Origin of the sequence: Enterobacter sp. BWH52 (assembly GCF_001037565.1) — a bacterium.
Lineage (GTDB): Bacteria > Pseudomonadota > Gammaproteobacteria > Enterobacterales > Enterobacteriaceae > Enterobacter > Enterobacter hormaechei_C.
Window position 1 is genome coordinate 2,786,228 of the sequence record NZ_KQ089854.1, and the last position, 20,976, is coordinate 2,807,203.

At 54.0% G+C, this 20,976-nt stretch carries 21 protein-coding genes; 5 read left to right on the forward strand and 16 right to left on the reverse strand.

Annotated elements, in window-relative coordinates; genetic code table 11:
• Window positions 1–4 precede the first annotated feature (4 nt).
• A complete protein-coding gene (locus SK47_RS13225) occupies window positions 5–553 on the reverse strand; it encodes a Csu type fimbrial protein (protein WP_032609535.1) in 549 nt (182 codons plus the stop codon).
• A 7-nt stretch (window positions 554–560) separates the two neighbouring features.
• Window positions 561–1,133 carry a Csu type fimbrial protein gene (locus SK47_RS13230; protein WP_003859701.1) on the reverse strand — a complete coding sequence of 191 codons (573 nt, stop codon included), beginning with the start codon at window positions 1,131–1,133 and terminating at the stop codon, window positions 561–563.
• A gap of 425 nt (window positions 1,134–1,558) precedes the next feature.
• Between SK47_RS13230 and SK47_RS13235 the strand changes: the two genes are divergently transcribed.
• Complete coding sequence (locus SK47_RS13235; protein ID WP_003859700.1) at window positions 1,559–2,818, forward strand: dicarboxylate/amino acid:cation symporter; 1,260 nt, start codon at window positions 1,559–1,561, stop codon at window positions 2,816–2,818.
• A 45-nt stretch (window positions 2,819–2,863) separates the two neighbouring features.
• Here the strand turns inward: SK47_RS13235 and cheW are convergent, their stop codons facing one another.
• The 6 genes from cheW to flhD form a co-directional block, all read right to left on the reverse strand.
• The gene (gene cheW, locus SK47_RS13240) at window positions 2,864–3,367 is read right to left on the reverse strand and encodes a chemotaxis protein CheW (protein WP_003859699.1); all 504 of its coding nucleotides are present in this window, start codon (window positions 3,365–3,367) and stop codon (window positions 2,864–2,866) included.
• A gap of 19 nt (window positions 3,368–3,386) precedes the next feature.
• Window positions 3,387–5,396, reverse strand: coding sequence for a chemotaxis protein CheA (cheA, locus tag SK47_RS13245; RefSeq protein ID WP_048244462.1), 2,010 nt, complete (start codon window positions 5,394–5,396; stop codon window positions 3,387–3,389).
• A 4-nt stretch (window positions 5,397–5,400) separates the two neighbouring features.
• Entirely contained in the window at window positions 5,401–6,330 is a 930-nt protein-coding gene (gene motB / locus SK47_RS13250; protein ID WP_045337563.1) for a flagellar motor protein MotB, read from the reverse strand.
• The gene (gene motA / locus SK47_RS13255; RefSeq protein ID WP_003859696.1) at window positions 6,327–7,214 is read right to left on the reverse strand and encodes a flagellar motor stator protein MotA; all 888 of its coding nucleotides are present in this window, start codon (window positions 7,212–7,214) and stop codon (window positions 6,327–6,329) included. Before motA ends, motB begins: the two co-directional genes overlap by 4 nt.
• A gap of 123 nt (window positions 7,215–7,337) precedes the next feature.
• Window positions 7,338–7,916, reverse strand: a complete 579-nt coding sequence (gene flhC, locus SK47_RS13260) for a flagellar transcriptional regulator FlhC (protein ID WP_003859695.1) — start codon at window positions 7,914–7,916, stop codon at window positions 7,338–7,340.
• 2 nt (window positions 7,917–7,918) lie between these two features.
• On the reverse strand, window positions 7,919–8,269 hold the full coding sequence (flhD, locus tag SK47_RS13265) for a flagellar transcriptional regulator FlhD (protein ID WP_003859693.1): 351 nt from the start codon (window positions 8,267–8,269) through the stop codon (window positions 7,919–7,921).
• A gap of 796 nt (window positions 8,270–9,065) precedes the next feature.
• On the opposite strand from flhD, the gene uspC reads away from it, so the two are divergent.
• Entirely contained in the window at window positions 9,066–9,494 is a 429-nt protein-coding gene (gene uspC / locus SK47_RS13270) for a universal stress protein UspC (protein WP_003859692.1), read from the forward strand.
• Between the two features lie 15 nt (window positions 9,495–9,509).
• Here the strand turns inward: uspC and otsA are convergent, their stop codons facing one another.
• From otsA to SK47_RS13300, 6 genes are all read right to left on the reverse strand, one after another.
• Entirely contained in the window at window positions 9,510–10,934 is a 1,425-nt protein-coding gene (gene otsA / locus SK47_RS13275) for an alpha,alpha-trehalose-phosphate synthase (RefSeq protein ID WP_003859691.1), read from the reverse strand.
• Window positions 10,909–11,712 carry a trehalose-phosphatase gene (gene otsB, locus SK47_RS13280; protein WP_048244464.1) on the reverse strand — a complete coding sequence of 268 codons (804 nt, stop codon included), beginning with the start codon at window positions 11,710–11,712 and terminating at the stop codon, window positions 10,909–10,911. Before otsB ends, otsA begins: the two co-directional genes overlap by 26 nt.
• 153 nt (window positions 11,713–11,865) lie before the next feature.
• Window positions 11,866–12,846, reverse strand: coding sequence for an arabinose ABC transporter permease AraH (gene araH, locus SK47_RS13285; RefSeq protein WP_003859689.1), 981 nt, complete (start codon window positions 12,844–12,846; stop codon window positions 11,866–11,868).
• A gap of 14 nt (window positions 12,847–12,860) precedes the next feature.
• Window positions 12,861–14,375 carry an L-arabinose ABC transporter ATP-binding protein AraG gene (gene araG, locus SK47_RS13290; protein WP_003859688.1) on the reverse strand — a complete coding sequence of 505 codons (1,515 nt, stop codon included), beginning with the start codon at window positions 14,373–14,375 and terminating at the stop codon, window positions 12,861–12,863.
• 71 nt (window positions 14,376–14,446) lie between these two features.
• Complete coding sequence (gene araF, locus SK47_RS13295) at window positions 14,447–15,436, reverse strand: arabinose ABC transporter substrate-binding protein AraF (protein ID WP_003859687.1); 990 nt, start codon at window positions 15,434–15,436, stop codon at window positions 14,447–14,449.
• 316 nt (window positions 15,437–15,752) lie between these two features.
• Complete coding sequence (locus SK47_RS13300) at window positions 15,753–16,310, reverse strand: DJ-1/PfpI family protein (RefSeq protein ID WP_048244465.1); 558 nt, start codon at window positions 16,308–16,310, stop codon at window positions 15,753–15,755.
• Window positions 16,311–16,812: 502 nt separating this feature from the next.
• Here SK47_RS13300 and SK47_RS13305 point away from each other — a divergent pair.
• Window positions 16,813–17,316, forward strand: a complete 504-nt coding sequence (locus SK47_RS13305) for a non-heme ferritin-like protein (protein ID WP_003859685.1) — start codon at window positions 16,813–16,815, stop codon at window positions 17,314–17,316.
• A gap of 141 nt (window positions 17,317–17,457) precedes the next feature.
• A complete protein-coding gene (locus SK47_RS13310) occupies window positions 17,458–18,801 on the forward strand; it encodes an anaerobic C4-dicarboxylate transporter (protein WP_045896088.1) in 1,344 nt (447 codons plus the stop codon).
• A gap of 80 nt (window positions 18,802–18,881) precedes the next feature.
• Here the strand turns inward: SK47_RS13310 and SK47_RS13315 are convergent, their stop codons facing one another.
• A complete protein-coding gene (locus SK47_RS13315) occupies window positions 18,882–19,133 on the reverse strand; it encodes a DUF2766 family protein (RefSeq protein ID WP_003859683.1) in 252 nt (83 codons plus the stop codon).
• Window positions 19,134–19,239: 106 nt separating this feature from the next.
• Window positions 19,240–19,323: a stress response protein AzuC gene (gene azuC, locus SK47_RS23965; protein WP_003859682.1), complete on the reverse strand. Its 84-nt coding sequence runs from the start codon at window positions 19,321–19,323 to the stop codon at window positions 19,240–19,242.
• 214 nt (window positions 19,324–19,537) lie between these two features.
• Between azuC and SK47_RS13320 the strand changes: the two genes are divergently transcribed.
• Window positions 19,538–20,956 carry an MFS transporter gene (locus SK47_RS13320; RefSeq protein WP_003859681.1) on the forward strand — a complete coding sequence of 473 codons (1,419 nt, stop codon included), beginning with the start codon at window positions 19,538–19,540 and terminating at the stop codon, window positions 20,954–20,956.
• Window positions 20,957–20,976 lie beyond the last annotated feature (20 nt).

Genomic DNA, 20,976 nt, shown 5'->3' on the forward strand with positions numbered 1-20,976 from the left:
TTTCCTACCATGACAAGGTCACGGTGAGTTGATCTGAATATGTTCCCGGCAGGCTAAACCCCGTCAGGAGCGCGACGCCAAAAAGAGGCAACGCGATGTTATTGCTGTTGGTATAGGTAATCGGTATGGCCTGGTTAACGCCAATTTCACTGTTCGCGGCCAGTGAGCTGCTGCTGTAGAGCCGGTAACCGACCACCTCTGTCCCGCCTGAACGCGTCATCCGCCTCACAGAGCTATAATTCTGACCGCCGTTAATGCTCATACTTAGCGCCACACCCGGTGTGCAGGCGATGGACAACGCGCCGTCGGCGACAAAGCTGGTGCTGACCGGCGTGTTGTCCACGCCATTGCGGGTTCCAAAATCCAGCGTCCCAAAGCGCCCGCCCGTGCCGGTACTCACCGAGCATCCTGGTACTACCGTCGCGCTCACCCTGAAGGACTGGGATGTCACCGCCCTGGCGTCGCAGATCATCATCAGCCCGACGATCAGGGCCAAAAAAGGGTGCACGACGCCCTCTGCGCTTTCGCGCAGACATAAACACAATGCCTTCATGGCTGAATCAGTAGGTGACGCTGACGTTAATCGTGTCGGTATAGGTTCCCGGTACAACCGTTACGCTATTGCCGCCGCCTGTTATGCGCCCGTAGAGGGTATAGCTGTTCACCCCGCCCGCTGTGGAAGCTACGGGCAACGCGGCGTTGTTAGCAATCACGTTGTTGTACCCGCTGTCGCTATAGAGGCTGTATGCCACGCCCTGTGCCGCATTGGCGGTGTTCACCAGATATCGGGCGGGTGTGCCGGGGGTGCCGACAACGGTTCCGGGTGCGGTCGCGTTGGTGTTGCCGGTGATCGCCACCGTGTAACTGGCAGTGGTACATTGAATGGTAAAGGTATTTCCGCCGCTGGCCCCGGTTAACTGGGTTGTCAGGGTGGAGAATGTCGCAGGATGGGTCCCGAAATCGAGTGTCCCGAAGTTAATGCCGTTTTGCGTTGGCGAGCCGTTGATCAAACAACCGTTCGTCAACGTCAGCGTCGCCCCGATAGTACCGCTACTGGTGACTGCCAGCGCCTGACCGACAGTCGCCGCCGTCAGCAGTGTACCCGCGCAGATAAAAAGAAGTTTTCTTTTCATTTACCACCCTCCAGAAGAAATAATGGTCCGCTTGCCATATTTTATTCATACTGTTCAGTATGTTAGCCCCGCTTAAACATTCCCCGGCGCGGTTACTGAGAATTTAGTTTATGGTTCACGCTTCAACCACTTTCAATGAAGGTGAGACACCCGCCCCCAATTAACAGACTATTAACAAACATTACAAAGAGTTAGCAAAATAAAACGGGCATTATTCTTGCTTAATCTGAGGATATATCGCGTGTAATGTGATCTGCATCACAATATATCGTTATGATAAAAACAACGAATTTCATAAAAATTAAAAACAAGTTGTAACTCACGCAGCTTTACTTCAATTTATGCCTCGAATATTTTCCTGCGCTTAAATAAAAATTTTGTATGCATCGACGCAGGAAACTCTTTTAGCGCATAGAGGATTTTTTGTGGCAAGTGCAAACAAACTCACGCTCTTCATCGTGATTTTCATGCTGGCGGGTATTCTTTCAGGTGCGGCGATCCATGAGTATGCTTCGTCCGACGCGATACAGGCCTGGTCGGAGAACATTACGCTACTGACCGATATTTTCCTGCGGCTGATTAAGATGGTGATTGCCCCGCTGGTGTTCAGCACCCTGACGGTGGGCATTATGAAGCTGGGTGAAACGTCGACGATTGGGCGCGTCGGGGGTAAAGCGATGGTGTGGTTTATCAGCTCATCCGTGCTTTCCATTCTGGTGGGGCTGTTTATTGTTACCCTTGAACAACCCGGCAGCGGTCTGAACCTGAGCATACCCACAGAGACAGTTGATACCGGCCTGGCCGTTAGTGGGATGTCGCTGAAAGCCTTCCTGTCACACACCATTCCAACCAGCATTGCCGGCGCGATGGCGAACAATGAGATCCTGCAAATTGTGGTCTTCTCGATGTTCTTCGGCATTGGCGGCGCGTCACTGGGCCAAAAATTCAACGCCCCGCTGGTCGCGGCGCTGGATGTGGTCTCCCACATTATGCTGAAGGTGACGGGCTACGTGATGTACGTTGCGCCGCTGGCCATTTTTGCCGCAATTTCGTCCGTCATTGCCACCCAGGGGCTGGGCATTTTGCTGAACTATGCCTCGTTTATTGGCGGTTACTATGTGGCGATCCTTCTGACCTGTCTGGTATTGCTGGCGGTAGGTTACATGGTGCTGAAAAAAGAGATTTTTCGTCTGGTGGCGATGCTGAAAGATCCGGTGCTGGTCGCGTTTACCACCAGCAGCTCTGAAGCGGCATACCCGAAAACGCTGGAGCAGTTAGCGCGCTTCGGCTGTTCACGGAATATCGCCTCTTTCGTCCTGCCGATCGGCTACTCGTTTAACCTGGTCGGCTCCATGGTGTACTGCTCGTTCGCCTCAATGTTTATCGCCCAGGCGTACAACATTCACCTGAGTTTCACCGAGGTGACGGTGCTGATGTTAACGCTGATGCTGGCCTCGAAAGGCATTGCGGGTGTACCGCGCTCGTCGCTGGTGGTGTTGGCGGCAACCATTCCGAGCTTTAATATCCCGGTGGCCGGGATCCTGCTGCTGATGGGGATTGATCATTTCCTGGATATGGGTCGGTCCGCCATTAACGTGCTGGGGAACGGGATTGCGACGGCGATGCTGTCGCAGAATGAAGGGGCGCGGGAAGCGGAGGCAGAGCTGGTGGAGCAGGAGGCGTAAGGATACAAAAGAGCCGGGTGGCGCTGACGCTTACCCGGCTTCATTTTATGCTACATGATTCGCCGCAATATCCAGCAGCGCCATCTCTTCACTGTTCAGCAGCTTCTCAATATTCACCAGAATTAGCATACGCTCGCCGAGCGCACCCAACCCCGTCAGGTATTCCGTCGACAGCGTGACCGCAAACTCCGGCGCAGGACGGATTTGATCTGCGGTCAGCGACAGTACATCAGACACGCCATCCACCACGATCCCCACCACGCGCTGCCCCAGATTCAGGACGATCACCACCGTGTTATCGTTGTACTCCACATCGCCCTGGCTGAATTTCACGCGCAGGTCCACGATAGGCACAATCACACCGCGCAGGTTGGTCACACCCTTGATAAACGCTGGCGTGTTCGCAATGCGCGTTACCTGGTCGTAACCACGAATTTCCTGCACTTTCAGGATGTCGATACCGTACTCTTCATCACCTAAAGTGAAAACCAGGAATTCCTGCCCCGATGGCTCGCCCGCCAGTTTCGTTACGTTACTCATACCGGTCATGTTATTACCTTTTACTTAATCAGGCGGCTGTGTTCGCCACACGTTGTTCACGATTTAATCCCTGAAGTGCCGATACATCGACGATCAGCGCGACGCTACCATCACCCAGGATGGTGGCAGCAGAGATCCCCGGCACTTTGCGGTAGTTGCTTTCCAGGTTCTTAACCACCACCTGATGCTGACCAATCAGCTGATCAACCAGCAGCGCGTAGCGGCGTCCGGCGCTTTGCAGGATCACAACGATACCCTGCGTGGCCTCGGTTTTTGCCCCGTCCACTTCGAACACTTTCCACAGTTCCACCAGCGGCAGATACTCGCCGCGTACTTCGAGCACGCGCTCCCCGCCCGCCAGCGGATGCAGATCTTCTTCACGCGGCTGGAGGGACTCCATCACCGCGTTCAGCGGCAGAATAAAGACTTCGTCCGCCACTTTAACGGACATGCCGTCAAGAATGGCCAGCGTCAGCGGCAGCAGGATACGAATCGTGGTGCCTGCACCCTGCTTAGACTGGATCTCAACGTGACCGCCCATCTCCTGAATGTTACGTTTCACCACGTCCATGCCCACGCCACGGCCGGAAACGTCGGTGACCTGCTCTGCGGTTGAGAAGCCCGGGGCAAAAATCAGCATGCCCACTTCTTCGTCCGTCATGTTTTCGTTGACCGCCATTCCCTGCGAGATCGCCTTCGCCAGAATGCGCTCGCGGTTCAGGCCCGCGCCGTCATCGGTCACTTCGATGCAGATGTTGCCGCCCTGATGTTCCGCTGACAGGATCAGGTTGCCCACGGGCGATTTTCCGGCTGCCACGCGATTTTCCGGCAGCTCGATGCCGTGGTCGAGGCTGTTACGCACCAGGTGCGTTAACGGGTCGATAATGCGTTCGATCAGGCTCTTGTCCAGCTCGGTGGAGCTGCCCATCAGCGTGAGTTCGATCTGTTTGTTGAGCTTGCCGGCCAGGTCGCGCACCAGGCGCGGGAAGCGGCTGAAGACATATTCCATCGGCATCATGCGGATGGACATCACCGATTCCTGCAAATCGCGGGCGTTACGTTGTAACTGGCCCATGCTGGTGATGAGATCGCCGTGAGTCACCGGGTCCAGCTCGTTGGAACGCTGGGCCAGCATCGACTGGGTGATCACCAGTTCACCCACCAGGTTGATTAGCTGATCCACTTTCTCCACCGCCACGCGAATGCTCGTGGACTCGCTGGAACGCGCCGCCGGTTTTTCACCGCGGGCCGGGGCAGCCGTCTCTTTTGGCACGGCTTTCAGTGCCGGGGCAGCGGCAACTACCGCAGGGGTATTCTCTGCCGGAGCTGGCGCTTCAACGGCCGCCGCCTCGGTTTCAAACGCAATCTGATCCGCTTCAATGACGAAGCAGAGCACTGCCACGATGTCATCCTGACCGATCCCGCCGTCAAGCGTCGCGGCCAGGCTGTCTTTGCCCTTCACCACGTTGCTGAGCGTCGCCAGGTTCTCCAGCTCCTCTTCCAGCAGGTTGACCTCGTTCTCCTTCAGACGTGACAGCACCACGCGCAGTTTTCCTGCGGGCGCGTCAGGCGCCGTAGCGGGTTCGGCCACGGCGTCAACAACGCTCAGTTTTGCCGCAGGGACAGCGGGCGCAGACGCCTCACCTTTGGCTTCCAGCGCTAACTGACGCAGCGCGTTGCAGATGTATTCAAAGCTGGCGGCATCAGGCTCTGCCGAACTTTTATAGGCGTCGAGCTGTTCCTGCATAATATCTTTCGTTTCCAAAAACAGGTTGATAATGTCGGTATTGAGCTGCATCTCACCGCGTCGTGCTTCATCCAGCAGGTTTTCCATTAAATGGGTGGTTTCCTGCAAAATGGTAAATCCAAACGTTCCGGCTCCGCCTTTAATGGAATGCGCCGCACGGAAGATGGCATTGAGCTGTTCTGAGTCCGGCGCCTCGGGCACCAGATCCAGCAAATGTTGCTCCATATCGGCCAACAATTCGTCGGCTTCATCAAAAAATGTCTGGTAAAAATCGGTAATATCCATGCTCACGCTATCACCTCGGATTGGCTGGTGGCGATGTTGGAACGGCAGCCGAAGGGACGGCCCCAGGCTGTTTTAAATCGTCCAGTGACTCATTCTGACTTTCGGCGTTTTCATGCAGGATGGCCTGCTCCGCCTGCTGGTTCAGCACTAAAAGACTGATACGACGGTTGATGGCGTCATCCGGTCCGCGGTCGGTAAGGCGCATGGTTGCAGCCATGCCGACCACGCGCAGGACCTTGCCATCATCAAGCCCACCCGCCACCAGCTCGCGACGCGAGGCGTTGGCGCGATCGGCAGAAAGCTCCCAGTTGCTGTATCCTTTCTCTCCCGTGGCGTACGGGAAATCATCCGTGTGTCCGGACAGGCTAATGCGGTTAGGAATACCGTTCAGTACCGGTGCAATCGCACGCAGAATATCGCGCATGTAGGGCTCGACATCGGCGCTGCCGGTTTTAAACATCGGCCGGTTCTGACTGTCGATGATCTGAATACGCAGCCCTTCCTGTACCAGGTCAATTTTCAGATGCGGACGCAGCGCACGCAGCTTGGGGTCCGCTTCAATCAGCTGATCCAGGTCACCGCGCAGTTTTTTCAGGCGCGCCTGCTCCATCCGTTTTTTCAGCTCGTCAATGTTAGGCTGTTTTTTCACTTCGCCCTGCTGCTGGGTGTAATCGTCACCGCCGCCGGGGATCGGGCTGTCGCTGTTCGAAATGCGCGGCCCGCCGGTGACCGCCGTCGCCAGCGGCGTCCTGAAATATTCCGCAATCTGGATAAGCTCTTTCGGGCTGGAGATGGAGATCAGCCACATCACCAGGAAGAACGCCATCATGGCGGTCATAAAGTCGGCGTACGCGATCTTCCAGGAGCCGTGAGAACCGTGCCCGTGCGCCTTATGCTTGCGCTTTTTTACGATGACGATCGGATGGGACTGGTTTTTCATGCGTCCTCAGTTGTCGTCTGTTGGTTGGGGTTTTTCACCGCGCGCACGTGCTCTTCCAGTTCGATAAACGACGGACGTTCGCTGGAGTAGAGCGTCTTACGACCAAATTCGACGGCGATCGGCGGGGCATAACCGTTGAGGTTTGAGAGCAGCGTAATTTTCACGCACTGCATCATTTTGGTGGTTTCGGCGCTCTTCTGGCGCAGCACGCTCGCCAGCGGGGAGATAAAGCCGTAGGCCAGTAAAATACCGAGGAACGTCCCCACCATCGCGTGGGCAATCAGCGCGCCCAGTTCAGCCGCCGGGCGATCCGCCGAGGCCAGGGCATGTACCACGCCCATTACCGCCGCCACGATGCCGAACGCCGGAAGCGAGTCGCCCACCAGCGCCAGGCTGTTGGCCGGCACTTCGGATTCGCTCTCATGGGTTTCAATCTCTTCGTCCATCAGGGCTTCAATTTCGAAGGTGTTCATGTTGCCGCTGATGATCAGGCGCAGGTAATCGACGATAAAATCGAGCATCATCGCGTCGGCCAGAATACGCGGGTAGCTGGCGAAAATTTCGCTCTCTTTCGGGTTTTCGATGTCCCGCTCCAGCGAGAACATCCCCTGCTGACGTGACTTCGCCATCAGGCGATAGAGCAGCGCCAGCAGATCCATATACATGCTTTTGGTGTATTTCGAGCGACGAAACAGCAGCGGAATCGCCTTCAGCGTGCCCTTGATCGATTTACCGTTGTTACCAACGATAAAAGCCCCTACCCCTGCACCGCCGATGATAACAAGTTCAGCCGGTTGATAGAGTGCTCCAAGGTGCCCGCCGGTCATCATGTAACCGCCGAAAACTGTACCGAGAACTACCAGGTAACCTAATAAGATAAGCACGACATCATCCTTCCGCTAGTGACTATGGCAGGACGTTCATTTCGAGCGCGAGACCTGAACGCAGGGTAAAAAAAAGCAGCGGTAATCGCTTACCGCTGCTGGAATCTTGCCCACAGGTTCGGGTTAAACAGCGTGTTCGATCTGTTCATCCAGCAGTTGTGGAATAATATCGGCAGCATCCCGGGAAAGTTTACGTCTTTTTACGGCTCGGGATGGAGGCTGGCACAAACTACAGGCGAAGCTGCCCGCAGGCTGATGCGCGTGGGTAATAAAATTGCCGTCACAGCAGTTGCAGCGCGACAATTCAAGCATGCCGCTTTCAACAAAACGCACCAGCGTCCAGGCGCGGGTCAGCGCCAGCAGAGGTCCCTCTTCCTGCTGCGGGCATTGCTCAAGGTAAAGTTTGTAGGCTTTGATCACGGCATCAACGCCGCTGCATAAACCCGTTTTAAGCAGGTACTGCCAGGCGTTACAGAACATGGAAGCATGAATGTTCTGCTCCCAGGTCATGAACCAGTCAGTGGAAAACGGCAGCATGCCTTTTGGCGGCGGGCTACCACGCAGTTCTTTGTACAGCTTGATCAGACGACCACGGCTCAACTGCGTCTCGCTTTCCAGCATTTGTAAACGCGCGCCCAGCGTGATGAGTTCCATTGCCAGCTGGATATCACGGGCTTCCTGAACAATGCTTTTTTCGCTCATTGTTAAGCCCTTTTCTTCCGGGCTACGTCATCAGGCTGGCTGATTTCGTTGAGCAGGCGGGTGGAGAGAAGAATACCGGTGTGGATTTGTTGCAGATCGTCCACGCGGGATTCCTGAGTCAGACGCGTAATGGTCTGCGGGTTATCAAAACGGAACTGGCAGACAAGTTGATTGGTTTCAGCCAGCTTGACCATTTGCGGGAGGGTTAATCCACCCAGCATGGTTGCCATCTCTTCGTTAACACCCAGACGAAACATCGCTGACGGTTTGTCCTGACTAATCAAACGCTGCGCGAGCAATAAATACGACAAATTGATGTCATAAATATGTTTTAGCAACTCGGATGTATGCATTTTTCCCATCCCGAATAACCAACTATTATTTTTATGCGGAAAGACCGCACCCCGTGATGTCGCCGGGAAATCACCCGGTATAAAAAGAAAAGGCCAAATGCATAGTTGAATTTAGGTTTGTACGTCGTAAAGCGCGTGACCGGTTAACATGGCCAAAATGTCGGTTACACATTTTATCTTTTCTTACAAATAACTAAGATTTTTCCTAATTCGACGCAAACTCTACTCGTCAGTTTTGACACATACAATGCAGCCCCCCCTGGAATTTAAAAAAAATGTGATCTTCGTCACATAATTTACGCGAATGTAACCCATAAATCCATCAGCATGACTTGTAATTTGACTATTTATTGAGCAACCAAAGCTTGGTTATATTCTTGTGGAACGAATACTCATGCAGAGGGATGAGTGGATCGGGTATGAAAATTGCTATGTCGGAGAAGCGCTGCCCTTCCGCGTCTGAACGGGCGCGAACGTCAGGGAACAGCCAGAGTTAATTAAGTAAAAACAGCAGGTTAAGCTTTCAATTCGAGACAGGAGCTTCCAGGGGTCAGCATCACGCTTGCGTTGACGATCGGTTAACGCGATTTAACAGCACGGAAGGCTAAATGTGTGATTTACGTTAAGTTGTTAATTACTTTCATTTAGCGCCGCCATTTCGTTATTCTTCTTATAAGAATAATTAATGAATAATTATGATAAGGTTCACACTATTGTCGCATGTACCTCTTGCAGAAGCGGCAGATTCGCGGTAAAGCTTGAGAAACGTGTCATTCTGACATAAAAGGAGTGTGTGATGAGTTACTCCCATCTTCTTGTTTCTGTTGCGGTTTCCCCAGAAAGTCATCAACTCGTCGCCCGTGCCGTTTCCATTGCCCGCCCGAACAACGCCCGCATAAGTCTGATCACCCTGGCAGCTGAACCCGAAATGTATAACCAACTGGCAGCGCCTATGCTGGAAGATATTCGTGAGGTTCTTCAGGAAGAAACGCAGCAATTTCTGCGCGAGCTGGTTGAGCGGGCAAACTATCCTGTCCATCAGACGGTGATTGCCACCGGGGAATTAAGTGAACATATTCTCGACATTTGTCGGAAACAGAATATTGATTTGGTCATTTGCGGAAATCATAACCAGAGCTTTTTTTCCCGGGCGGCATGCTCGGCAAAATCCATCGTTTCGTCAAGCCAGGTGGATGTCCTGCTGGTGCCTCTCGGGGGCAATTAATGCCCCCGAAGGAAATCAGGCGAGTTTAGGGAAGGTCGCGATCTTTTTTTGCAGATCACCTTCCTGACTTTGCGGCTGGATCGCGCGTAAATCGTCAATAAAACGCGCCTGCCAGCGGTTGATATCATTCTTGACGATGGTCTCCATCATTTCCGAATGACGTGAAATGCGTTCCGCAAGCGGCATGGTTAACGCGCGATTCAGGGCATTTGCCACGTCATCGCGATCGTAAGGGTTCACAATCAGCGCTGAGGTTAACTCGTTTGCCGCACCGGCAAATTGGGACAGCACCAGCACGCCCGGGTCAGCAGGATCTTGTGCTGCGACATACTCTTTTGCCACCAGATTCATCCCGTCGCGCAGCGGCGTGACCAGCCCGACGTCCGCATAGCGGAACACTTTCATCAGGATTTTGCGCTCAAAATGCTGATTCAGATAGAAAAGTGGAGTCCAGCCGAGCTGGCCATAGCGCCCGTTGATGCGCCCTGCTTCGGTCTCAAGCTGGTGACGAATATCCTGGTAGGCCTGAACCTCACCGCGCGAGGTCGGCGCTATCTGGGTGTAGCGGATCTTGCCATGATGCTGCGGGAATTTATCCAGCAGGGTTTCATAGGCGAGGAATCGCTCCGGCAACCCTTTGGAATAATCCAGTCGTTCAACCGAAAAGATATTCTTAACGTGCTTGAGTTCGTCCTTGAGCTGGGCAAGCTTCGGCGGCAGCGGACCGGAGGCCTGCTCGGCAATTTCGTCTGGCTCAATACCGATTGGGTAGACTTCGGTATGGAAATTTCGTCCCCACGCAGTATGAGATTTACCGCCGTGAGTGACCAGCCGGGTTTTGCCCGACACGCTGTCGAGGAAGGCCAGCCTGTCATTTTCCGTCTGGAAACCGAGCAGGTCGTAATCTGACAGCGCCTCCAGGATCTCCTCGTGCTGCGGCAGCGCCGTAAAGATCTCCGGGGTCGGGAACGGAATATGCAGGAAGAAACCGATTCGGTTATTCACACCCCGTTTCCGCAACTCCCTGGCGAAGGGCAGCAGATGATAATCGTGGATCCATAAAATATCGTCTTCTTCGATCAGCGGCAGTAGTTTATCTGCCAGCAGCGCGTTGACGCGCATGTAGCCTTCATAGGATTCACGCTGGAATTTCACCAGATCCAGACGATAGTGAAACGCTGGCCACAGCACGGCGTTTGAGAACTCGGAATAATATTCATCATAGTCCTTCTCGCTAAGGGCGAAGGAGGCCCACGTGATATTGCCCCGTGACACCTTTTTTAGCGGTTTTTCTTCATTACTGATTTCCCCGCTCCAGCCAAACCAGAGACCACCCGCGGCTTTGAGGGCACCTAATACCCCGACCGCCAGGCCACCGGCACTGGCTTTTTTATCATCCGGCGGTGCGATGCGATTAGAGACGACGACTAAGCGACCCATAATGATTTCTCCCGTTGTTTTGCGCTATTTGTTGTTGTTGCTGGTTAGCGACGTCAGATATCCACTGCCAGACGCTGGCGACATTTTCCAGCCGCCATCCGGCAATGGTTTCACCAGATCCAACCTTGACAGACATGCCCTGGGCCTGGTTTACCACCCTGAACCCGGCCTCGTCGGTCAGGTCATCCCCAAAAAAGACTGGCGTACGCCCTTTGAACGGCGCTTCCGCCATAAACGCTGCAATGGCAGCGCCTTTGTTAATTCCTGCCGGTTTAATCTCGACCACACATTTACCCGGCTGTAACGCCAGCTCCGGATGGGCTTCGGCCACGCTTCTTGCTATCGAAAATATCGCCGCCTCATGATGGGGCGCCTGACGGTAGTGCAGCGCAAAAGCCATGCCTTTGGCTTCCAGTTCCGTACCGGGAAGCATTTCCAGAGCCGAAGAGAGTTGCGCATGCAGCGCCTGAATCAGCGTGTCGGGGAGTGAAAGTATATGCAGTTGATCATGGATATCGCGGCGCTCCGCTCCGTGCACACCGGCCAGCGGAAAGTGATAAGGACTGGCGAGCACGTCCAGCTCGGCCATTGAGCGCCCTGAAATCAATGCCAGTGCCCCCTCGTTCTGTCGGGAGAGCTGCTGCAAATTCTCTAACACCGTGTCCGGTACAACAACGTCATCCGGATGCGGTTCAATCCCGGCGAGCGTCCCGTCGAGGTCAAAAAAGAAAGCAAATTTTCCGGGCAGTACAGGCGGAGCGGTTAACAAGTCAGCCACCCTAATCCTCCTTACAGTGAACAAAACAGCCATGTAAGTATAGACAGTGTGACGGTGCTCGCCATTTAGCAACCGGCCCGTCAACAAAACTGGCGGGCCGGTCAGGGGGTCAACTATGGTTAATAGTTGAGCAGGTTAGTGACTAAAAATAAATCAGACGGTACGCTTCGCTTTTTGCTTGTAACGGTCGAAGATCACCGCTGCCAGCAGGATCAGGCCGCGTACGACGTACTGAGAGAACGGAGAAATATTGAGCAGGTTCATGGCGTTCTCTACGGTCCCCAGAATCAGGATCCCCGCCACCACATATGAGATTTTTCCGATGCCGCCCTTGAGGGAAACGCCCCCCAAAACGCAGGCTGAGATGACGATCAGCTCATAACCAATGGAGGTCATAGGCTGGCCGCTGGTCATGCGCGACGCCAGAATAATCCCCGCCGCCGCCGATACCAGCCCGGAAAGCACGAAGATAATGATCTTGGTCCGTACGACCGGGACACCCGCCAGACGCGCCGCCTCTTCATTGCCGCCAATCGCCAGGGTATTTCGGCCAAAGGTGGTGCGGTTGAGCAGGAAACCGAACAGGATCAAACAGCCTACCGTCAGCCAGATTGGCGCAGGCAGCCCCAGCCAGTTGGCATAGCCCAGAGTGAAGAAACGCTCGTCTTCGATCCCGACCGCTTTGCCGTCGGAGATGATATAGGCCAGACCGCGCACGATTTGCATGGTCGCCAGCGTCGTAATCAGGGCGTTAATCTTCAGGCGCGCAATGACAAACCCGTTCACCAGGCCGCTCAACACGCCGAGCAGCAGCCCGGCCAGCACGCCGATCCACAGGCTTTCGGTCATGTTGATCACCACGGCAGTGGTGACGCCTGCACAGGCAATCACCGAGGCGACCGACAGGTCAAAATCACCGGAGGCCAGGCAGAACAGCATTCCGCAGGCCACCATGCCGGACATGGAGATAGCCAGCCCCAGCCCCTTCATATTGATGAACGTGGCGAAGTTCGGCACAAAAATCGCGCAGGCGACGAAGAGGGCAGCAAAGACCACCAGCATGCCGTACTGGTCCCAGATGCGGCCAAAACTGAAAGCCGACTTCGGCGCTCCGGATGTAGTAACAGAGGACATCATTGACTCCTTACTCAGGCGACAGCCTGGCTAACTTTAGGCATGGCGAGACTCAACGCCTGTTGTTCATTCGCCTGTTCATGCAGCAATTCACCGGCAATTTCGCCTTCACGCATCACTACAATGCGGTCGGCGACGCCCAGCACCTCGGGCAGATCGCTGGAGGCGAACAGGACCGCCACACCACGTTTTGCCAGTTCATAGATGACGTTATAGATTTCGTGTTTCGCCCCCACGTCAATACCGCGCGTTGGTTCATCCAGCAAAATGACCTTCATATCTTCCGATAGCCAGCGCCCCAGAATGGCTTTTTGCTGGTTACCGCCGGACAGGTTCATGATCAGCTGTTCAGCGCCGGGGGTTTTAATGTTCAGCGAACGGATATGGTGATCCGCGTTGCTCGCCTCCCAGCCGTCGTTAATCAGACATCCCGCGCGGATGAACTTGCGCCGGGCAGAGATGTTGATGTTGTCGCGCACCGAGTGCACCGGAATAATGCCCTCTGCCTTTCGATCCTCCGGGCAGAGCATAATCCCCGCGTTAATCGCCTGCGCAGGCTTCTGAATATCGACCTTTTTCCCGTCGACGAAAACCTGGCCCTGGGTTATGCGCGTCCCGCCAAACAGCCCTTTCATCAGCTCGCTGCGCCCTGCCCCCACAAGGCCAAACAGCCCGACGATTTCGCCGCTGCGCACCGAGAGTGAAATGGGCGTGCGCACGCCTGGGGCTTTGACGTTATCCAGACGCAGACGCTCCGGGCCATACTCGCGCGGTTTCCAGTGGTAAATGTCACCCAGATCGCGTCCGACCATCGCCTGCACCAGCTGATCGTGATTAACCTGCTGCATATCGGTGAAGGTGCGCACGTAGCGTCCATCTTTAAACACGGTGATGGCATCGCTTAAGGCAAAAATCTCTTCCATACGGTGAGAAACGTACAGAATGATGCGGCCCTCTTTGCGCAGCTCGCGGATCACGCGAAAGAGATTTTCTATTTCACGCGCCGAGAGCGAGCTGGTTGGCTCATCGAAGGCGATAATTTTGGCGTTACGCGCCAGCGCTTTGGCAATTTCCACCATCTGCCACTGGCCGATGGAGAGATACTTAAGGGGCGTTTGCGGATCGACATCCAGCCCAAGGTGCTTGAGCTGCAAGCCCGCTTCATAATTGAGCAGCGAGCGGTTGACCACGCCGCTTTTATGCGGAAGCTGGCCCAGATAGATGTTCTCCGCCACGGTCATTTCAGGAATGAGATGCAGCTCCTGATAGATGATGGCGACGCCCGCATTTAACGCTGCCGTGGTGTCGGCAAAGGCCACCTCTTCGCCGCGAATAGCCAGCGTGCCGGTGGTGGGCGTGTAGTTGCCGCTGAGAATTTTTAGCAGCGTGGATTTTCCCGCGCCATTCTCCCCCATCAGGGCGTGAACCTGGCCGGCATAGCAGTCGAAGCTGATATCGGTCAGCGCGTTTACACCGGGGAACGTTTTACCGATGCCGCGGAAAGAGAGATACGGATCAGACTGTTGCATAACGACTCCGTGATTCCTGTAGTGTGTACGTCTGGCCCCTCACGGTGAGGGAGGGGCGCAATCACAGCGTATTACTTACCGCCCAGTCCTTTTTTCGCCAGCTCCTCTTTGAAGTTATCGCGGGTAATCAGCACCACATCGGTCACTTCAGTGAATTTCGGCGGTTCAGCCCCTTTGGTCACCCAGTTGTAGAGCATTTCGCTGGATTTATAGCCGTGGACATCCGGGCTTGGCAGCAGTGAGCCATAGAAGCCGGTCGCCTGCGCTTTAGACAGTTCGCTCACGGCGTCAACGCCGTTAATGCCGATCCCGATCACGTCCGGTGCTTTAAAGCCCTGGCCTTCCGTTGCACGCACGCCGCCCAGTACGGTGTTGTCGTTCATCCCCACCACCAGCCAGTGCTTCACTTCCGGATGCTGGACGAGCATGGAGTTCGCCGCATCAAAGGCGCCCGGAATATCGTTGGATTTGGTCGGGACTTTGTAGATCTGTTTTTCCGGGAAGCCAGCCGCTTTCAGGGCGTCCATGGACCCGGTGGTACGACGACGGGCGGTGTCCAGCTCGTCAGCGGTAATGGCCATCACGGCGGTCTCTTTGACATCCCAGCCGCGTTTTTGCATCTCTTTATAGAGCTCCTGGCCCTGACGCTCACCGATTTTAGTGGCCGCCATCATTACCAGCGGAACGGTATCCATCGGTTTGCCTTTGGCATTCACGAACTGATCGTCCACCGCAATCACTTTCATGTCGTAACCGCGCGCTTTCGCGGCAATCGCTGACCCCAGTTTTGGATCCGGCGTACAGATAACGAAACCTTTCGCACCGCTGGCCGCCAGGCTATCAATGGCGTTCAGCGTTTTCTCACCGTCAGGTACGGCGATTTTAATTACCTCAAATCCCAAATCTTTTCCGGCTTTATCAGCAAATTTCCATTCGGTCTGGAACCACGGTTCTTCAGGCTGTTTAACCAGAAAACCGAGCTTTAAATTTTCAGCGATAGCGGATTGTGACATAACGGCAGCCAGGCCGATGGCCGCCAGCGCTTTAGTAAATTTGTGCATGGTAAACTCCAGCTTAAGCATTCTTATCTGTAGGGAATATTGGCGAACAACTTATTTAATCGGACTTAAAACAAGGCATTAGCGCTTACCTCGTTATAAGCGTTAGTGCTGGAGATAGTTTTAGCGGGAAATTAATCATCCATAAGAGAGCGACATCACACCGCAGAATTACAGTAATTGCGTACATAAATTCAGCGGAAAATGACATAAAAAAGGACGTAATTGTCCTACAAATGGAAAGGAGTTAAGCAGGATTATCCATAAGGTCAGCTAAGAAATCCCTGTAACCCGGACGCCTTAGCGTCCGGCAGAAAATTTACCAGCGGTAATAGATGTGTTCAGCATGATCGCGCACGGGGGCGTCGTCACCCAACAAACGAGCAGAGAGCGTCAGCGCAAAGTCAAAAGCGTGCCCCAGCCCCTTGCCGCTGATGAGGTTATTATCCTCCACGACCGGCGCATCTACATATACTCCATCATCAACGCTCTGCCACAGATCGCCGGAACAGACGTAGCGGCGCCCCTTCAGTAGCCCGTTACCGCCCAGCACCCGCGCGGCCGCAGAGCAGATCGGGCAGATAAGTTTGCCGTGCTCGTCATGGGCGGAAACAAAGCGGATCACCTCCTGGTTAGCCGCAAGATTGACGCTGCCCTGCGGCCCACCGGGCAACACGACCGCGTCATACAGCCTATTAATGCGCTCCGTTAACGTACTGTCAGCCACCATGGGGATATTATGGTAACTCACTACCGCACGGGACTCCGCGCAGGCCAGCGTCTCCACCTCAATCTGTAAACGCCGCAGAATATCAATAGTGATAATCGCTTCTGCTTCTTCAAAACCAGGTGCCAGCAGCACCGCAACGTTAGCCATCATAAACCTCAAATAATGAAACAATGTAAAACATCGTTTCATTTTCTCGCGTTATCAGATCACAATCTTGCGCCGCGATCACAGAACCGTATATTGAGTGAAAATTGATTTAGCTCAAATTTGATACGACAGGATATATTTGCAAAAATTATTTCTGATTTATCACTTTTACAGAATTTCCCGCCAAAGAACGTTTCCTGAAACGATAAAAATGAGCAAAATTAATTTTACACCCTTTTAAATCAACATGTTATATAATTATCAATCTTGTAACCTTCTTTCTATTCTGGGCTATATTTAAATTTGTAATCTATGGTAAACACAGCCTAATTAAGAGTTTTCTTAAGTCGAAGAGAAGCGTATGCTTATTTAAATCGAACACAGGAAGTGAATTTTCGAGTTTTTACCTTGCAGAAATCTATTTCTGCCATTCAATCGTCAATACCTGCCGGGTCAGGTTAAGTAGCGGACATCAAGTCCCACAGTCAATAAGGATATGAGAATGACTACCCAAACGATGATGCAAAAACTGAATGCCCAGATGAACCTGGAGTTTTATGCTTCAAATCTGCATCTGCATTTGAGCGCGTGGTGTTCCAGAAAAAGCCTCAACGGCACTGCCACCTTCTTTCGTACTCAGGCGCAAAGTAACGTCACGCACATGATGCGTGTCTTTAACTTTTTGAAAGCTGTCGGGGCAAACCCTACCGTCAAAGAGCTTGAAACGATTGAAGATAATTACACTTCACTGGAAGAACTGTTCCAGAAAACGCTCGAAGAGTATGAGCAACGCTGTGCGAAGCTGAGCAAACTGGCTGATGAAGCCAAAGCGCAACAGGACATCATTACCCTCACGTTTTTACGCGATATGGACAGAGAGCAGCAGCAGGATGGCATGCTGCTGAAGACGCTCGCAGATGAAATCCGCAACGCGAAACGTGCGGGGATTTGTCTGGAGCAGACGGACCGCCATCTTCTCGACATAGCTACCGTGCAACACCACTAAGTCCCTTCACCCGCTCCCGTCAGGGGGTGGGTACCAACTCCCTGCTTTTGCTGACATTTAACAAATCAGATCTTGCTCCCAATGAATAACCACACATCGTGTAATGATTTGTTTAATTACATTCATTGACGAGGGAGCATCATGATCACCATTGAGTTTATTGTCATTATCCTCTGCCTGCTGATAGGCACCCGCTTCGGCGGGATGGGCCTGGGGCTGATAAGCGGTATCGGCCTGTTTATTTTAAGTTTTGTCTTTGGTCTGCAACCCGGTAAACCGCCCGTTGACGTGATGCTCACAATCCTCGCCGTCATCGGCTGTGCGGCCACGCTACAGACCGCCGGTGGCCTTAATGTAATGATGCAGTTTGCAGAGCGCCTGCTGCGTAAACATCCCCAACACATCACCCTTCTCGCACCGTTTACCACCTGGATGTTGACCTTCCTCTGCGGGACCGGTCACGTCGTCTACACCATGTTTCCCATTATCGCGGATATCGCCCTGAAAAAAGGCATTCGCCCGGAACGGCCGATGGCGGTGGCCTCGGTGGCCTCTCAGATGGCGATCACCGCCTCCCCCGTTTCCGTGGCCGTCGTTTCGCTGGTCTCGATTCTGGGTGCGCAGCACGGCATCGGTCACGCGTGGGGGATCCTCGAAATCCTCGCCGTTTCCGTACCGGCCTCACTGTCTGGCGTTGCCATTGCGGCACTGTGGAGCCTGCGCCGGGGGAAAAACCTCGCAGACGATACTGAATTTCAGGAAAAGCTGAAAGATCCGAAACAGCGGGAGTTTATCTATGGAGGAACGGAGACGTTGATGGATCAGCGTTTCCCGAAACAGGCCTACTGGTCAACGTGGATCTTCTTCGCCGGGATTGCCGTTGTGGTCCTGCTGGGTGCGCTGCCCGAGCTGCGTCCGGCGTTTGAGATCAAAGGCAAAATGACAGCCCTGTCGATGAACCTTGTCATTCAAATGATGATGCTGATCGCCGGGGCCATCATGCTGATGACCTGCAAGGTAAATGCGTCGGCCATTTCAAACGGGGCGGTATTTAAGGCGGGGATGGTCGCGATTTTCTCGGTGTTTGGAGTGGCGTGGATGAGCGATACCTTTTTTCAGGCGCATCTCGACGAGCTGAAAATGGCGCTGGAGGGGGTGGTGAAGAGTCATCCCTGGACGTATGCCATCGTGCTGTTCCTGGTATCAAAACTGGTCAACAGCCAGGCTGCGGCCTTGACCGCGGTCGCCCCGATGGGGTTGATGCTGGGCATCGAGCCGAAAATGCTGGTGGCCTTCTTCCCGGCATCCTACGGCTACTTTGTGCTGCCGACCTATCCGAGCGATCTGGCCTGTATCGGATTCGATCGCTCCGGTACCACCCGCATCGGTAAATTCATCATCAACCACAGCTTTATTCTGCCGGGGCTGATTGGCGTAAGCTGTGCCTGCGTGGTGAGCTATCTGCTGGTGCAGACGTTCTTCTGATCCTTCTGCGGGCGACAGGCTTTGTCGCCCTTCGACGTAAAAGCAGAAAAGGGTTTCTAATTTTAAAACATCGGTTTATTTTAGTGTGACTCACCCTGCGGTGTGAAGCGGAGTTCAATCAGCGCAATCGCTTTCTGGATCGCGCGGAGCGTAACCGGGTCCGCCGCAGCAGGATGGTTGGTGAAATCGATGTTTTTCAGTTGGGTCGACATCTTTTCGCGTACCTCAACCGGCGCGATAACGTCAATCACATCAAGGATTTGTTTGATAACCAGCTGGCAGGCGACGACGTCAGATACCAGTTCCTGATCGGCGCTCAGGTTTTGTGACATGGGGTTCTCCTTATTCAAAGGCCGCCATAGTAGCAAAACAGACGCCCTTCCATCTCCCTCTCGTCGTCCGCAGACATAAAAAAACCTGCCGAAGCAGGTTTTTTTATCAGAACATCGCACCCGGTGGGACGTCTTTAAACGTTGTGCAGTAGTTTGCCCACATGCTTTTCAGGATTTTGCGCAGTTTCATTATGTTGCTCCAGTAACGTGTTATGCAGGTGTTATTGTCAATACGCTTATAATATGACCACCATCACAAAAATCAACCATTTTGTGACCTGCATCACGGTTATTAAACCCTCAGTGCTGCTGGTTTGTTAAAAAAAGCCATGATAAATCTGCACGTTACAGTCTTATAAATTCCAGTAAATGTTTATAAAATTTTTTGAGCGGGCAGGAAGAGAATGAGTGAAAACGTATCCGGCAAAGAGAGCCGTGGATTATCGCCTGCGGCGCTGCTGGTGGCCGGTGCTTTCTTTATGGAGTTTCTGGACGGGACGGTGATTGCCACCGCGCTGCCGGACATGGCAAAAAGCTTCGGTGTACAGGCCGTGGATCTGAATATCGGCATCAGCGCCTACCTGATCACCCTGGCCGTGCTGATCCCCGCCAGCGGCTGGATCGCCGACCGCTTCGGCGCGCGAAAAGTGTTTGCCCTCGCGCTGGCAATCTTCACGCTGGCCTCGGTATTTTGCGGCCTGTCCACCACGCTCGATCAGTTCGTCGCGATGCGCGTCCTTCAGGGCATGGGTGGCGCGCTGATGGTGCCCGTGGGTCGCCTGGCCGTGCTACGCACCACGCCAAAACATCAGCTCATCACGGCAATCGCCACCCTGACGTGGCCTGCGCTGGTCGCGCCGATCATCGGCCCGCCGCTGGGTGGGTTCATTACCAGCTATGCCGACTGGCGCTGGATCTTCTTTATTAACGTGCCGCTGGGGATAATCGCCATTTTGCTGGCACTGCGCATCATTCCAGACCTGCATGAAGATACGCGCCGACCGTTTGATTTACCGGGTTTTGTTGTCACCACCCTTGCCATGGTGAGCCTGGTTTATGCGATGGAGTTGATGGGCGCAGAGCCTCTGCGAACAGGATTAACCGCCACGCTGTTTATCGTCGGTATCGTCGCGTTAAGTCTGGCACTGCGTCACTTTAAGCGGACAACCTGGCCGATGATCAGACTCGATGCGATGCAGGTGCCGACGTTTCGCGTCACCCTGTATGGCGGATCGCTGTTTCGCGCCTCCATCAGCGCGGTTCCGTTCCTGTTACCGCTGATGTTCCAGGTCGGCTTTGGCATGGACGCGTTCCATTCGGGCCTGCTGGTGCTGGCGGTTTTCGTTGGCAATCTCACCATTAAACCGGCGACGACGCCGCTTATCCGCAGCCTGGGGTTTAAGCGGCTGTTGCTGATTAACGGTGCGTTGAATGTCCTGGCGTTGCTGGCCTGCGCGTTTCTGACGCCGCAGACGCCCGCGTGGCTCGTCATGCTGATCCTCTATCTGGGCGGCGTTTTCCGTTCGATTCAGTTTACAGCCATCAGTACGCTGGCTTTTGCGGATGTGCCATCGGTGCAGATGAGCTATGCCAATACTCTGTTTTCAACCGCAACGCAGCTTGCCGTGGGGCTTGGGATCACGCTCGGGGCGATTGGTATTCGTATCGGGGAAAAAGTCAGTGAGGCGATGGGGATTGCCGGCATGCCGGGAATGAGCTTCCGGCTGGCATTTGTGGCGATCGCACTAATCTGCCTGGTGGGAATGGTTGACACGCTGCGTCTGACCAAAGATGCAGGCAGCGCGGTCTCATCGAAAAAGTAACGCTATCTGCCGGGCAGGCA

What these genes read in the sequence shown, in the direction of transcription:
- SK47_RS13225 (WP_032609535.1), bottom strand. Translation starts at nt 553, where the DNA reads ATGAAGGCATTGTGTTTATGTCTGCGCGAAAGCGCAGAGGGCGTCGTG.
- SK47_RS13230 (WP_003859701.1), bottom strand. Translation starts at nt 1,133, where the DNA reads ATGAAAAGAAAACTTCTTTTTATCTGCGCGGGTACACTGCTGACGGCG.
- cheW (WP_003859699.1), bottom strand. Translation starts at nt 3,367, where the DNA reads ATGACCGGTATGAGTAACGTAACGAAACTGGCGGGCGAGCCATCGGGG.
- motB (WP_045337563.1), bottom strand. Translation starts at nt 6,330, where the DNA reads ATGAAAAACCAGTCCCATCCGATCGTCATCGTAAAAAAGCGCAAGCAT.
- flhC (WP_003859695.1), bottom strand. Translation starts at nt 7,916, where the DNA reads ATGAGCGAAAAAAGCATTGTTCAGGAAGCCCGTGATATCCAGCTGGCA.
- flhD (WP_003859693.1), bottom strand. Translation starts at nt 8,269, where the DNA reads ATGCATACATCCGAGTTGCTAAAACATATTTATGACATCAATTTGTCG.
- uspC (WP_003859692.1), top strand. Translation starts at nt 9,066, where the DNA reads ATGAGTTACTCCCATCTTCTTGTTTCTGTTGCGGTTTCCCCAGAAAGT.
- otsA (WP_003859691.1), bottom strand. Translation starts at nt 10,934, where the DNA reads ATGGGTCGCTTAGTCGTCGTCTCTAATCGCATCGCACCGCCGGATGAT.
- araH (WP_003859689.1), bottom strand. Translation starts at nt 12,846, where the DNA reads ATGTCCTCTGTTACTACATCCGGAGCGCCGAAGTCGGCTTTCAGTTTT.
- araG (WP_003859688.1), bottom strand. Translation starts at nt 14,375, where the DNA reads ATGCAACAGTCTGATCCGTATCTCTCTTTCCGCGGCATCGGTAAAACG.
- araF (WP_003859687.1), bottom strand. Translation starts at nt 15,436, where the DNA reads ATGCACAAATTTACTAAAGCGCTGGCGGCCATCGGCCTGGCTGCCGTT.
- SK47_RS13300 (WP_048244465.1), bottom strand. Translation starts at nt 16,310, where the DNA reads ATGGCTAACGTTGCGGTGCTGCTGGCACCTGGTTTTGAAGAAGCAGAA.
- SK47_RS13305 (WP_003859685.1), top strand. Translation starts at nt 16,813, where the DNA reads ATGACTACCCAAACGATGATGCAAAAACTGAATGCCCAGATGAACCTG.
- SK47_RS13310 (WP_045896088.1), top strand. Translation starts at nt 17,458, where the DNA reads ATGATCACCATTGAGTTTATTGTCATTATCCTCTGCCTGCTGATAGGC.
- SK47_RS13315 (WP_003859683.1), bottom strand. Translation starts at nt 19,133, where the DNA reads ATGTCACAAAACCTGAGCGCCGATCAGGAACTGGTATCTGACGTCGTC.
- azuC (WP_003859682.1), bottom strand. Translation starts at nt 19,323, where the DNA reads ATGAAACTGCGCAAAATCCTGAAAAGCATGTGGGCAAACTACTGCACA.
- SK47_RS13320 (WP_003859681.1), top strand. Translation starts at nt 19,538, where the DNA reads ATGAGTGAAAACGTATCCGGCAAAGAGAGCCGTGGATTATCGCCTGCG.